Source organism: Acinetobacter sp. AS5 (assembly GCF_048957595.1).
In the GTDB taxonomy this organism is placed as follows: Bacteria; Pseudomonadota; Gammaproteobacteria; order Pseudomonadales; family Moraxellaceae; genus Acinetobacter.
The window spans coordinates 1-13,023 of sequence record NZ_JARDAL010000032.1 but is presented as its reverse complement, the minus strand read 5'-3'; the positions used below and the strand labels follow the sequence as shown (position 1 = coordinate 13,023).

At 45.0% G+C, this 13,023-nt stretch carries 13 protein-coding genes, 2 tRNA genes and 1 other RNA gene; 8 read left to right on the top strand and 8 right to left on the bottom strand.

The genetic code is table 11. The features are described from left to right. The first annotated feature begins 236 nt into the window (after positions 1–236). The gene (locus PV763_RS11255; RefSeq protein WP_420937851.1) at positions 237–653 is read left to right on the top strand and encodes a hypothetical protein; all 417 of its coding nucleotides are present in this window, start codon (positions 237–239) and stop codon (positions 651–653) included. Between the two features lie 37 nt (positions 654–690). Here PV763_RS11255 and PV763_RS11250 read toward each other — a convergent pair. The 4 genes from PV763_RS11250 to coaD all read right to left on the bottom strand — a co-directional run bounded on the left by PV763_RS11250 (position 691) and on the right by coaD (position 2,000). Then, positions 691–767, bottom strand: a tRNA-Met gene (locus PV763_RS11250). 72 nt (positions 768–839) lie between these two features. Beyond that, positions 840–1,217, bottom strand: an RNA gene (rnpB, locus tag PV763_RS11245) — RNase P RNA component class A. A gap of 26 nt (positions 1,218–1,243) precedes the next feature. Further along, positions 1,244–1,507, bottom strand: coding sequence for a YfhL family 4Fe-4S dicluster ferredoxin (locus tag PV763_RS11240; protein ID WP_004280584.1), 264 nt, complete (start codon positions 1,505–1,507; stop codon positions 1,244–1,246). A gap of 1 nt (position 1,508) precedes the next feature. Further along, positions 1,509–2,000 carry a pantetheine-phosphate adenylyltransferase gene (coaD, locus tag PV763_RS11235; RefSeq protein WP_004280585.1) on the bottom strand — a complete coding sequence of 164 codons (492 nt, stop codon included), beginning with the start codon at positions 1,998–2,000 and terminating at the stop codon, positions 1,509–1,511. Positions 2,001–2,139: 139 nt separating this feature from the next. Between coaD and smpB the strand changes: the two genes are divergently transcribed. Then, positions 2,140–2,619, top strand: coding sequence for an SsrA-binding protein SmpB (smpB, locus tag PV763_RS11230; RefSeq protein WP_004280586.1), 480 nt, complete (start codon positions 2,140–2,142; stop codon positions 2,617–2,619). 55 nt (positions 2,620–2,674) lie between these two features. Here smpB and PV763_RS11225 read toward each other — a convergent pair whose 3' ends face one another. The 3 genes from PV763_RS11225 to rluD are packed head-to-tail and all read right to left on the bottom strand — an operon-like array spanning position 2,675 to position 5,104. Beyond that, positions 2,675–3,235, bottom strand: coding sequence for a flavodoxin family protein (locus PV763_RS11225; protein ID WP_004645771.1), 561 nt, complete (start codon positions 3,233–3,235; stop codon positions 2,675–2,677). A 40-nt stretch (positions 3,236–3,275) separates the two neighbouring features. Further along, positions 3,276–4,016 carry a peptidoglycan editing factor PgeF gene (gene pgeF / locus PV763_RS11220; protein WP_004645772.1) on the bottom strand — a complete coding sequence of 247 codons (741 nt, stop codon included), beginning with the start codon at positions 4,014–4,016 and terminating at the stop codon, positions 3,276–3,278. A 35-nt stretch (positions 4,017–4,051) separates the two neighbouring features. Beyond that, the gene (gene rluD, locus PV763_RS11215; RefSeq protein WP_420937850.1) at positions 4,052–5,104 is read right to left on the bottom strand and encodes a 23S rRNA pseudouridine(1911/1915/1917) synthase RluD; all 1,053 of its coding nucleotides are present in this window, start codon (positions 5,102–5,104) and stop codon (positions 4,052–4,054) included. 71 nt (positions 5,105–5,175) lie between these two features. Here rluD and PV763_RS11210 point away from each other — a divergent pair, with 71 nt between their 5' ends. Both PV763_RS11210 and PV763_RS11205 read left to right on the top strand, forming a co-directional pair. Further along, positions 5,176–6,141: an outer membrane protein assembly factor BamD gene (locus PV763_RS11210; RefSeq protein ID WP_420937849.1), complete on the top strand. Its 966-nt coding sequence runs from the start codon at positions 5,176–5,178 to the stop codon at positions 6,139–6,141. Between the two features lie 225 nt (positions 6,142–6,366). After that, positions 6,367–8,289 carry a DNA primase gene (locus PV763_RS11205; RefSeq protein ID WP_004280593.1) on the top strand — a complete coding sequence of 641 codons (1,923 nt, stop codon included), beginning with the start codon at positions 6,367–6,369 and terminating at the stop codon, positions 8,287–8,289. Between the two features lie 139 nt (positions 8,290–8,428). Here the strand turns inward: PV763_RS11205 and hemA are convergent, their stop codons facing one another. Further along, on the bottom strand, positions 8,429–9,718 hold the full coding sequence (hemA, locus tag PV763_RS11200) for a glutamyl-tRNA reductase (protein ID WP_420937848.1): 1,290 nt from the start codon (positions 9,716–9,718) through the stop codon (positions 8,429–8,431). 79 nt (positions 9,719–9,797) lie between these two features. Between hemA and PV763_RS11195 the strand changes: the two genes are divergently transcribed. The 4 genes from PV763_RS11195 to PV763_RS11180 all read left to right on the top strand — a co-directional run bounded on the left by PV763_RS11195 (position 9,798) and on the right by PV763_RS11180 (position 13,022). Further along, the gene (locus PV763_RS11195; protein WP_216071046.1) at positions 9,798–11,510 is read left to right on the top strand and encodes a tetratricopeptide repeat protein; all 1,713 of its coding nucleotides are present in this window, start codon (positions 9,798–9,800) and stop codon (positions 11,508–11,510) included. 7 nt (positions 11,511–11,517) lie between these two features. Beyond that, positions 11,518–12,096, top strand: coding sequence for a lipoprotein insertase outer membrane protein LolB (lolB, locus tag PV763_RS11190; RefSeq protein ID WP_420937847.1), 579 nt, complete (start codon positions 11,518–11,520; stop codon positions 12,094–12,096). A 21-nt stretch (positions 12,097–12,117) separates the two neighbouring features. Then, positions 12,118–12,945 carry a 4-(cytidine 5'-diphospho)-2-C-methyl-D-erythritol kinase gene (gene ispE / locus PV763_RS11185; protein WP_420937852.1) on the top strand — a complete coding sequence of 276 codons (828 nt, stop codon included), beginning with the start codon at positions 12,118–12,120 and terminating at the stop codon, positions 12,943–12,945. A 2-nt stretch (positions 12,946–12,947) separates the two neighbouring features. Next, a tRNA-Gln gene (locus PV763_RS11180) sits at positions 12,948–13,022 on the top strand. Position 13,023: the final 1 nt, after the last annotated feature.

Here is a 13,023-nt window from a genome sequence, read left to right as displayed (position 1 = left end):
TATATTGATGTTTATAACATCATTTGAGGAGCAGAATATCACTTATAGGAGTTGTTCAAATTTACGGATCCATCTCTTATCAAATTACTAGAACCAACACTGAAATTAACCTTACACCTATTACAAAAATCAATCTTGATGAACAATTCCAATCAGATAATGAAAATATTGAAAATAACTTTATAAAACATTAATTTAAGTTTGATTACTCTCAGTTAAATCTCATCCCAACCTTAATGCCTGTAATCAAAAGTAGAATAATAGAAATTGAAAAAGCTTTTAAAGCTGAAGCATACCTTTCCGTTGTGTTATTAGCTGGTAGTACATTAGAGGGAATATTCTTAAATATTGCTTCTTTAAATCCAAGGGTTTTTAATACTTCAAACTGTAGCCCTAAAAAAGATGGCAAAGTAAAAAACTTCGATCAATGGACACTTCATAATTTCATTGAAGTATCTCATTCAATTAATTTAATTGAAAAAGATACATATCGATTTAGCAAAGAATTAAGAGATTTTAGAAATTACATACATCCTTTTCAGCAAATGACTGAAAAATTCTCACCTAGAGAACAAACAGCTAAAATTTGCCTACAAGTTTTGAAATCCGCTATCTCTGATATTCAAACCAATCAAAATAAAATTGGGGCATAAAAAAACCCACTCAATCGGAGTGGGTTTTTTCAGAATATGGTGGCTATGACGAGACTTGAACTTGTGACCCCCGCATTATGAGTGCGGTGCTCTAACCAACTGAGCTACATAGCCTTAAACTGTGCGCGCATTATGGGATTTTCTGTAAATCACGTCAACCCCATATTGTGCTGTTTGATCAAAATTTGTTGAAGTGAGCCGATAAGCCGGGTTCTGTCGTGAACGATCATTCCTCTAGGCGCACAATCACTCATGCGCTCAAGCGACCTACCCGAATCCAGCATGGGCCATGCCTAATGGATTCCTATTTGGTCTTGCTTCCGGTGGGGTTTACCTCGCCATGAACTGTTACCAGCCATGCGGTGCGCTCTTACCGCACCCTTTCACCCTTACCTCCGATTCCGATTGCTCGAAAACATAATGAAGGCGGTCTTCTCTCTGCTGCACTTGCCGTCGGTTTGCACCGCCCAGGCGTTACCTGGCACCTTGCCCTATGAAGCCCGGACTTTCCTCCCCTGCTTCAATCACGGAGATTTCCACAGCAGCGATCGTCTGGCTCACTTCGAGCGGCATAGTATCAAATATCGAGACTAATTGCTTGATGTTTTTTGAGCAGTCAGTTTTTCATACTTGGCTTGCAGCTGTTCCTGCGTTTCGACATGATTCGGATCCAGTGGAATACAATCCACCGGACAGAACAACTGGCACTGCGGTTGATCATGATGTCCGACGCACTCTGTACATAAATCTGGATGAATCTCATAAATGAGTTCACCCATATAGATGGCCTCATTCGGGCATACAGGTTCACAGACATCACAGTTAATACATTCATCGGTGATATATAAAGACACGCTACCAACCTTGTTGAAGTTTACGCTCGAAGGCCGCAACCACGTTTGGTGGTACAAATTTGGTTACATCACCTCTTAATCGAGCAATTTCACGCACCAAAGTGGATGAAATAAAAGAATATTGCTCTGAAGGGGTTAAAAACACCGCTTCAAAGTGGGAGTCCAGCTGACGGTTCATATTTGCCAGCTGAAATTCGTACTCAAAATCAGACACTGCCCGCAAACCACGCAATACAGCAGTCGCCTTTTGCTCACGGAAAAAATTGACGAGCAAACCATCAAAGCCTACAAATTCAACATTGTCCAAATGACTCAATGACTCTTTCGCCAATGCGACACGCTCTTCCAGACTGAATACCGGATTCTTATGATGACCAATGGCAATCGCCACTACGACTTCATCAAACATTCGCGCTGCGCGTGTTACCAAATCAATATGTCCATTGGTAATTGGATCAAAAGTCCCCGGATAAATCACACGAGTTTTAGACATCCATTTGTACTCTGTTTGTTATGTAGAATCTTATTTTAGCAAAAACTTGTTTTTTTGGTGAATAATCCTCATTAATTTAAAAAACTTCACCTTATTTCTAGTTGCGGTACAATAGCAGCACGTTTGGAAGTATCAGATTATGGCGAAAGCATCTATTGTAGTAAAAAAAAATAATGGCGGTACCATTGCACTGAATAAACGTGCCCGCCACGATTATTTTATTGAAGAGAAATTTGAAGCGGGGCTTTCATTAAAAGGTTGGGAAGTCAAATCAATGCGTGCTGGTCGCATGACCATCGTAGAAAGTTATATTACCTTTAAAAATGGTGAAGCGTTCTTGTTTGGTGCACAGGTTCAGCCCTTGTTAAGCGCTTCGACCCATGTGGTGCCTGAAGCAACCCGTACTCGCAAGCTGTTGCTGAATCGCCGTGAAATTGAAAAGCTGATGGGTGCGATTAACCAGAAAGGTTATTCCTGCGTACCACTGGCGTGTTACTGGAAAGGTCCACATGCCAAACTGGAAATTGCCTTGGTGAAAGGTAAGCAACTCCATGACAAACGTGCCACCGAAAAAGACCGTGACTGGCAACGTGATAAAGCGCGAATTTTCCATAAATAATGGATTAAAAGTTGAATATAAAAAAACCTCCGCATTTGGAGGTTTTTTTATGGTTTTAAGTATGGCTATTTAAACGCGCTAGAGTCAAAGCAATATATTCACCAAACCAGAACGCAGTTTTTAAATCGCCTTCAGGTGGGGTCACTTCTACCGGTGCGTTATCTGACTGGGTCATTAAACCCAAAAAGCTCGACATCCGGTTCAGATCCGTGACGGCACGTCCTGTCGGCATTAATGGCAATCCACTCCACAACATCCCGTGCTGCATGGCAAACAGGTTGATTTGCTGCAGGACCGCCAGCTTGTCACCACTAAGTCCGCCACCATTGGTAAAAGCCGCTGCCAGTTTTCCCTGCCAGCTACGTGCCAGCCAGCGCTTAGAGGATTGCTCCATAAACAGCTTCATGGCAGAGGTCAGGCTACCCATATAGGTCGGACAACCAAAGATAATTGCATCGGCGGCGTCTAGTACATCCCAGTCTATATGTTCGACATTCATCATATGCACCTGAACACCGGTTTCCCGTGCACCATCGGCAATAAAATTTGCCACTTTAGCCGTGTGTCCATAAGGACTGTGATAAACAATCGCAACAGATTTGGAAGATAGGGACATAACGCTCAAAAGCCAAAAAATTCAGTTAAGTTTAACATTTTCATGCCATAAACACGAATGTCGCCATACGCCCTGTTTTTGGTTCACGGCGATAAGAAAAATATTCCTCTGGCTGGCGATAAGAACACTGATCCCCGCCCAATACGGTATTTATGCCGTGTTGCTGCAAGATATAACGCGCAATCGCATACAGGTCGGCATAATATTTACCTGCCTGTACACCGGGCTGAAATGCACTGTCCAGTTCAGGATATTTACTACAAAAAGCAGCTTTTACTTCAGCGCCAATTTCAAAACATGGCTGACTAATGGCCGCCCCGAGCCAGGCCCAGGTCGGCGGAGTTTGCATGGCTGCGATGGTATTTTCGATAATACCTCCTGCGAGTCCCCGCCAACCGGCATGCAGATTGGCAACTTCTGTGCCATCAGCATTTCCCAGTACTACAGGCAAGCAATCTGCAGTCATCATCATTAAAGCATGTGCCTTGCTCTGCGTCACCAGACCATCTCCGACCAGTGCGGTAAATGGCATCTGCTCATTAATGCTATGACAGATGGTGCTATGCGTCTGGGTCATCCAGGTAATTTTATCTACGCCAAACGCAGCGAAATCCTGCAATAAAGCCATACGATGCTGTTGTACCCGTTGCGCATCATCCTGCACATGCAAGGCCAGATTAAAACCTGCAAGCTCAGGCTGTGCTGATGGCTGTACTTTCGCATGGTGAACGCGAGTCTGGCCCACATACACACCTTGTGGAAGTCCTGGTACAAATTGCATCTCGTTTCCTTGCGCTGACATTGACTGAGTTAAAATTAATAAGCTTTGTTTTCGGTACGCAGCACTTCCACCAGATTGGCAAAGTCTTCCGGCCACGGCGCTTCAAAGGTCATTTCCTCTTTGGTACGCGGATGGGTCAGACCGAGTTGCACGGCATGCAAGGCCTGACGCTTAAAGCCACGTAAAGTGTCATCTAGTAATTGCGATGCACCTGCTGGCATACGGACACGCGGCATATACACCTGATCACCAACCAAGCCAAAGCCGATATAGCTAAAATGCACACGAATCTGATGAGTACGTCCAGTTTCCAGACGGGCTTGAACACGGGTGAAGTGCTGGAAACGCTCTTTGACGTTGTAATGCGTCACCGCGTCTTTACCGCCCGGAAGTACAGTCATTTTCACACGATCTACCGGATGACGTTTGATGGGTTCATCAATGGTACCGCCAGCAATAATATTGCCGTAAACCACCAGATCATACAGGCGATATACTGATTTTTTCTCAAGCTGTTTGCTGAGAGAAAACTGTGCTTCCAGATTTTTGGCAACGACCAGCAGACCACTGGTGTCTTTGTCGATACGATGTACCAGACCTGCACGCGCCAGTTCAGCTGATTTCGGATAGTGATGCAATAAAGCATTGACCAAGGTGCCCGAACTATTGCCAGCACCCGGATGTACCACCATACCGATAGGTTTATTGATGACTATAATGTCATCATCTTCATAGATGATATCCAGTGGAATATCTTCCGGCAGACTGCGCGTTTGCGCTTCAAGCTCAACATTTAAAGTCAGGGTTTCAAAACCATCACTTTTAAATTTCGGCTTAACCGGTTGACCATTCACCAATAAATTGCCATCTTTAATCCATTGCTTTAATTTTTCTCGAGAAAAATCGCTCCAGACCATTGCGGCAATCTGGTCGATCCGTTGCCCGATATAAGTTTCATCCAGTTGAAATTGCAACGATAAACGTGTTGCAGTTGCTTCTGAAGTATGGTTATCTGCATCCTCAGAATCTTCAAGTAAATTGAAATCAGTATCAGGGATATTAGAATTGGAAGATTGTGCTTGACTCATTTGCTCATTCAGACAAAAGTGGTTTAATAGTGCAATTGTAGCTCATTGCCCGTATTAACAGAGGAATTTTTATGTCGCTACCACATTATAAAATGACAATGCTTGCTGTGACATTAGGCATTGCATCGGCAATGGTAGGCTGTAGCAGTAATCCAAAAAAAGAAGTCGTGGATAAAGGTCCGGAATCTAGCGAACAGGTTTATATTCAAAAAGCACAGAAAGCGCTAGATCGTAATCAATATACCGATGCAGCAAAACAGTTGGAAGCGCTGGAAACTTATTTCCCGACCAGTCAGTATGCCCCGCAAGCGCAACTGGAACTGTTGTATGTGAAATTCCAGCAAAAAGATTATGAAGGTGCGGTCGCACTGGCAGAGCGTTTTATCCGTCTGAACCCGCAACATCCAAATGTCGACTATGCCTACTATGTACGCGGTGTCTCAAATATGGAACAGAACTATAACGGCCTGCTGCGTTATACCTCGCTGAAACAGTCGCATCGTGATGTCAGCTACCTGAAAGTGGCTTACCAGAATTTTGTTGATTTCATTCGCCGCTATCCATCTAGCACTTATGCAGTGGATGCAGCACAGCGTATGCAGTTTATCGGTCAGGAACTGGCTGAGCATGAAATGAACGCAGCACGTTTCAACATCAAGCGTAAGGCTTATCTGGCAGCAGTTGAACGTGGCTTGTGGGTGATTGAGCATTATCCACAAACTCCGCAGATTCCAGAAGCACTGGCAACGGTTGCTTATGGCTATGCTCAGCTAGGTGATAAAGCGACTTCTCAGCAATATGTGGATGTGTTAAAGCTGAATTATCCGAATCTGGTGAAATCAGATGGTACGGTGAATCTGCGTGCAGCGCGTAGTGAAGGCAGTTTCTTTAACCGCGCGACACTGGGTATTTTTGGTAAAGAAGCCAAGACTGTAACCGACACCGATGCACAGTCAGATGCGCCAGAAACTGAAAAGCGCAGCATCACCAACCGTATTTCATTTGGTTTGCTTGATCGTCCTAAAACGGCTGAATAAAGCTGAATAAGTCCGGCAGCATCAGCAAATAAGACAGCGCTTTACAGGTGCATTTTCCTCAAGGGCAAGGTATCATACTTGCCCTTTTGCGTTGTCCGGCCAAGGCTTGAACAAAACGTGCAAAAGGTATACAAAGGAACTTGAAATATTCAATGTTCAGCCAGACTATTTTCATTTTTTCAGTGATTTAGACCTTAAATACCAGCGCGAGAAGCTCAACAGACCATGGCCATTCCTCAACATACGATTGATCAGATTCTCGATCGCACCGATATTGTCGATGTGATTGGTCAATTCGTAAAACTGAAAAAAACGGGCCGTACCTATTCAGGCTGCTGCCCTTTTCATCAGGAAAAATCACCGTCTTTCCACGTCTATCGTGATAAACAGTATTTTCACTGTTTTGGCTGTCAGGCCAACGGTAATGCCATCCGTTTTTTAATGGACATTGGCAGCCGTAATTTTGTCGAAGTGATGAAAGATCTGTCCAGTCAGACCGGCATCGAACTGCCTAAAGACAATACCGATTCCAATAAATTAAAATATAAACGTGAAGCAGCCAAACCTAAAATTGCGCCTGCTCAAGCGGCACCACAAGCTCAGCCGCAACAAAATAACGCCCCAACAGAAAATAATAGTGCTGCCTCTACGGCGAGTTTCGATCCATTTGCAGAGTTTCAGGCAGTCGAACAGGATTTTTATGGTGACCCTTTTGCTTCTTTTGAACACCTGCCCATGGCAGAAGTTCAGCAAGACGGTAATCTCTATGATCTGCTGGAAAATATCGCGCAGTTCTATGAGCGCCAGTTACCCAACAGCCCGAGCGCTCAGCAATACTTTAAACAGCGTGGTCTGACTACAGAAACCATTGCCTATTGGCGCTTAGGCTATGCGCCCGAAGACTGGCAACATCTGGAAAAAGCCTTTCCTCAGGATATTGAAGGCTTAAAACTTTTAGGTCTGATTCGTACCAGCGACAGTGGCCGTGATTTTGATCTGCTGCGTGAACGGGTGATTTTCCCGATCCGTGATACCAAGGGGCGTGTGGTCGGCTTTGGTGGTCGCGCACTCAATGACGAGATTAAACCTAAATATATCAACTCGCCAGATTCTGAGGTCTTCCATAAAAACCAGTTGCTGTATGGTCTGTATGAAGGGCGCAAGCAGAAAGCCCAAGAATGGCTGATGGTCGAAGGCTATATGGATGTAATTGCGCTCCAGCAATATGGCATTCATGGCGCAGTGGCGACTTTAGGCACAGCGAGTAATACCGACCACCTGAATATTCTGTTCAAGCAGAGTAACCGGCTGACCATTGCCTTTGATGGGGACGCTGCCGGTCAAAAAGCAGCGCGCCGTACCTTGGACATTGCCCTACCCCTGCTGAATGATGGCCGCGAGCTGAAGTTTTTTGTCTTGCCCGCTGACCATGACCCCGATTCATTGATCCGCCGTGAAGGGATAGAGAACTTCAGACGCCTATTAGAACAGGCGCCGTTGATGTCGGACTTCGTGTTCGCCCATCTGACCCAAAATCAGGATATCACTACCCCTGAAGGCAAAAGTCAGGTCATGGGTGAACTAAAAAATCTGACTGAATTACTGCCCAAACACGGCTCCTTCCGTTATCTGCTGCAGCAATTTTTCCGTGAAAAACTGGGCTTTAACCGTAAATGGCAACCAAAAGTCAATACGGATGCATCCTTAAGCTTTAGTACCAAAATTGATGCTGAAGAATATGTGATTGCGATCTTGATGAATCATCCTTATCTATATATTCATTTTGAGCCGCTGCGCGCGCTGGTAGCGGAAGATCAGCTGCTGTTTAAAATTTTGAATATTCTGAATGTGATTTTTGATGACTTGCCAGATGATCCCGAACTGTCGATCTACTATGTGCTCGGTGCCTGCGCAGCCCATCATCATGAACTGCAGCATATTTTGCAGCATGCCAATGTCAGTGATTACACCTCATCGCCAGAACAGGCCGACAAACTCGCGGCTGATTTTTCGACCAAGCTGCAATATCAGTGTTTAAAAAACAAGATTAAATCCAAGAAATTTAGCAGCATTGCTGAAATGAAAAATCTGAAAATGCAGATTTATGAAATTGACCGAAAACGCTCAATGACCCTATTAGAAGACTGATTTTTCAAATTATTGATTCTTTTGAATCAAATGAAGTCAGTGCTAGCTCACAGTATTATTTATCATTTTCTCAAACAATCAGGTTGGGTTTTATGTTGAAGTACAAATCAACAAAGAACCAAGCCTCTCATCATACTGATTAAAATGAATGCCTGGATTTACGACGTTTCGCAACCACATTGCCCAGTTCTTCCTGCAACAGCTCAAAATAGGCAGGATCTTCCGCTTTGGCCGCCTCACGTAGCACAATAGAAGTTGGATGCAACAGTTTTTGGGTCAAACGATGTGAAAACTCGGCCAGTACAGTATCTGCCTTTTCACCCTTGGCAATACGCTGCATTGCCAATGCCAGCTCTTCCTGACGTAATGTTTCCCCGTGGTCACGGTAGGCATGAATGGTCGCCCCGGCCTGTTTGACCTTTTGCTGGGTCATCAGTTCTGTAGCCAGCTGATTGACCATGATTTCGGCCTCAACAGCCGCCTGACGGCGCTGTGCCAGATTTTCCTCAATCACGCTTTGCAGATCATCAACGCCATACAGATAAACCCCGTCCAGGCTTTCTACTTTGGCATCAATATCGCGCGGTACGGCCAGATCGACCAGCAGCATCTGCTGGTAACGGCGTTTTTTCAGTGCAGCCTTCACATCGGCAAAATGGATCACCTGATGCAAACTGCCGGTACAACTGGAAATCACATCGGCACGATGCAGATTTTCTGCAAGCTGATCAAAGTCGATAATTTCAACTTCAACCCGATGTGCAATTTCCTGTGCCAGGATATCCGCACGCTCACGGGTACGGTTACAGATAATGATCTTGCCCACCCCCATCTCTGCGAGGTGTTTGGCCACCAGACTGTTCATCTCTCCGGCTGCCACCACCATAATGGTCAGCTTGTCCGGATGACTAAATACTTGCAGAGCAAGTTGCGCCACCGCATATCCCATAGAGACGGCATGGCTACCGACAGCCGTTTCTGAGCGCACGCGTTTGGCGGCATAAAAGGCATATTCAAAAATCCGGTTGAGATCACGCGAAACCGTATGAGAGTCTTTGGCCAGAGAAAGTGCGGTTTTGACCTGCCCCAGAATTTGCGGTTCGCCCAGCATCAGTGAATCCAGACCACTGGCAACACGCATTAAGTGAGTTACTGCCTGGGCATTTTCATAACGATAGACATGATGTTGCAGTTGCTTGACATCCACCCCATTTTTTTGGGCGAGCCAGTTCAGCACCATGTCAGCATTTTCAGACATGGCGTAAACTTCGGTCCGGTTACATGTAGACACCACCACCATGTCGTTCAGTTCAGGGTGTTGGCTTTGCTCGGCAAGAATGGCACTTAACTTTTCAGGGTTAAACGCCACTTGTTCGCGCAGTTCTACAGAGGCAGTTTGATGGTTGACACCCAATGCAAAGAAAGACATATCAGGTCATCATTTCACTAAATTTATGCTATTGTGCAACATCGGTGTCATAAAAAGCATTACTTGGATCAAGAAAAAATTGCGTCAAACAATTAGCCGTATCAACGGCCCTACAATTAAGCAATATTCTACCACATTCCTACTGGTGGGTAGCATGGCTTCGACTGCGCATCTTTATGCAGCGGAAGCAGTTTACCATGCAAATCAAAATTATGATGCGATAAAACAAAGTATGATGGCTGAGTTTGCCATCGCTGCACATGACATTCCGACTGCTTTGCACAACTATACGGTGCTGGCGATCAAGAGCAATTCCACTTCAGTCAAGCAGCGTGCACTGAATGTCGCGCTGGAACATGATGACCTACAGGCAGCACTAGATATCTCCACGCACTGGGTGGTACAAGAGCCACAAGACGTCCCTGCTTTATTTTATTTATCACATATTGCCCTTAAAGCGCATGAATATGAGCTGGCTGCTGAGACCTTAGAAAAAATCCTGCAAATTGATGACAGTGCCGATCTGGAAGAAATTCTCGCCGGAATTTCACCGGAAGGCACAGAGGATCGTACTTATCTGATTCAGGCCTTAAGCACCACTAAAGCCAAGGACAATCCATCTATTCTGGTGCTAGTGGCCGGTCTGGAAGCACAAAATGGTCAGCTTGAACAGGCTTTAAATACAGTTAACCGCGCCTTAAAAAAACGTCCGAATGCGACCGGCTATATCCTGATGAAGGCCAATCTGCTCAATGCACTCGGCGATACTCAGGCGACACTGCAATGGTATGAAAAATCCAGCCGTAAACACCGTAATAATCTGGATGTACGTCTGGCCGAAGTCAAATATCTGGTCAAGCTGAACGAAGCGACTTTGGCTCTGAAAAAACTGCAAGACATTCTAAAAAAATGGCCGACTGCTGAAGAAGCCCTGTTCATTGCCGGACTGACCAGTATTGACTTGGAAGAATACGAGAAAGCCGAAAAATATCTGGTCGAACTGCGTTATTCTGCGCAATATCAAAACGAAGCCTATTATTACTTGGCGGTGAATGCAGAACGCAAACAGCATTATGAAACGGCGAAAGCTTATTATCGTCTGGTCGATGGCAGTCTTTACACCGTCTCACGTCGCAACATGATCTCGATTTTCGCCCAGCAGGATAAGCTGCATGATGCGCTGCGTTTCTTAACCCAGGAAAGGGTGAATTATCCACAACATGCCAGCTTCCTCTATCTAGCTCAGGCGGATATTTTGACGCGCATGCAGAATAAAAAAGCTGCGATTCGCCTGTTGGAAGAAGCCAGCAAAAACCTGCCGGATGACCCTGAACTGGTCTATTCGCAAGTTCTGTTGCTGGATCCCCATCAGGATCGCGTCAAGCTGGATGAACTACTCAGCACTTTACTTAAAATTGAACCGAACAGTCCGACCTATCTGAATGCCTATGCCTATACCCTGGCGATGCAAAACCGTCGCCTCGAAGAAGCACGCCGCTATGTCGAACAGGCACTAGAATATGCACCAGAACAGGCATCGATTCTGGATACCTATGGTTATATCTGTTATTTACAGAATGACTTCACCACAGCTGCGGATGTGTTATACAAAGCCTATCAATTGAATCCGAATGTGAAGATTGGGGTACGTTATGCCCGTTCCTTGTACATGAAAGGTGATCTACAACACTTCCACCAAGTGTTACAACAATTACAACAAAACCATCCAAATGACCCAGAATTGAAACAACTTAATTCGCTATTGTTAGCACCTCAAACCAAAACGAGTTAATTAATTTATGCGCAATTTGAGCCAATTGGGCTGCTGTGCCTTTGCAGCCACTGCTTTATTTTTAACTGGCTGTCAGCAGATGATCAAGCCACATGCGCCTGCCACCCCGTCTGTACAGGCAGAGAATCAATTTCAGCTGCAAGGTAAAATTGGCGTTCGCACCCCTCAACACACTGGCAGCGCATTCTTTACTTGGGTACAACAGCAGGAAGAATTTGATATTGAGCTCAGCGGTATTTTAGGCGTCGGTAAAACCCAGATTTCTGGCACACCGGGACAAGTGACCTTAAACAGTGCCAAAACAGGTCTGATTCAGGCAGCCAGTGCCGAAGAATTATTGGAACGCGCAACAGGCTGGCAAGCACCGATCAGTTATTTAGTGGACTGGGTACAAGCCCGCCCTGCGACCAACTCTGCCAAATTACAAAAAGACGATACGCAGCGGATTAACCAGATTATTGAACAGGGCTGGACAGTCGATCTCAATTATAATGCGCAGGCCAAAATGCCAAACCGCTTGATTTTAAAACAGTCACTTGGAAATGGTGCAGAAAACCGTATTACAATGATCATTGAAAACCGTTAATTGACCTGATTCCAGCCCATGATGATTCGTGTTCCCTCGCCTGCTAAACTGAATTTGTTTTTACATATCACCGGTCGCCGTGAAAATGGCTATCATGAGCTGCAAAGTATTTTTCAGCTGATTGACCTATATGACTGGCTGGAGTTTGAACAAAGTGCTGATGATGCGATTCAGATAGAAGGTCTGGCCTCAGTCGATCTGCAACAGAATTTAATCTATCGGGCGATACAGTTGTTGAAGCCCTATGCTAAGACGCTCTCTGGACTAAAAATTCGTCTGGAAAAAAATATCCCGATGGGTGCAGGTCTCGGTGGCGGCTCTTCCAATGCCGCGACGACCCTGATTGTGCTGAACCAACTCTGGCAGTGCGGTTTAAATATTGAACAACTGGCAGAACTCGGGGTCAAGCTAGGCGCAGATGTGCCAATATTTGTGCATGGCAAAAATGCCTGGGCCGAAGGCATTGGCGAACACTTAACATTCATAGACTTAGATCAAAAAAAATTCATTGTGTTAAAACCTGATTGTTTTATCAGCACTCAACTGCTTTTTTCGCAAAAAGCATTGACAAGAGACACGAAGAGCTCTAAATTTTGCGCCTATCAGGAAACGCCATCTGATTTTGGAAATAACTTTGAGCCACTGGCAAGAAGCTTATATCCTGAAGTCGATGAAGCAATGCAATATCTCGACCAGTTCGAAAAAGCAAAACTTACAGGTACAGGTGCCTGTGTGTTTATTGAAGTCACTGAAAATCTGAATATCGAAGATATTCTTGCAAATGCACCATGTAAAGCTTACCTGGTCAACAGTTTACAAGAATCACCTTTAGTTCAGTTTAAAGTGTAGATAGGGGTATCGCCAAGTGGTAAGGCACCGGGTTTTGATCTCGGCATCCGTTGGTTCGAATCCAGCTACCCCTGCCAT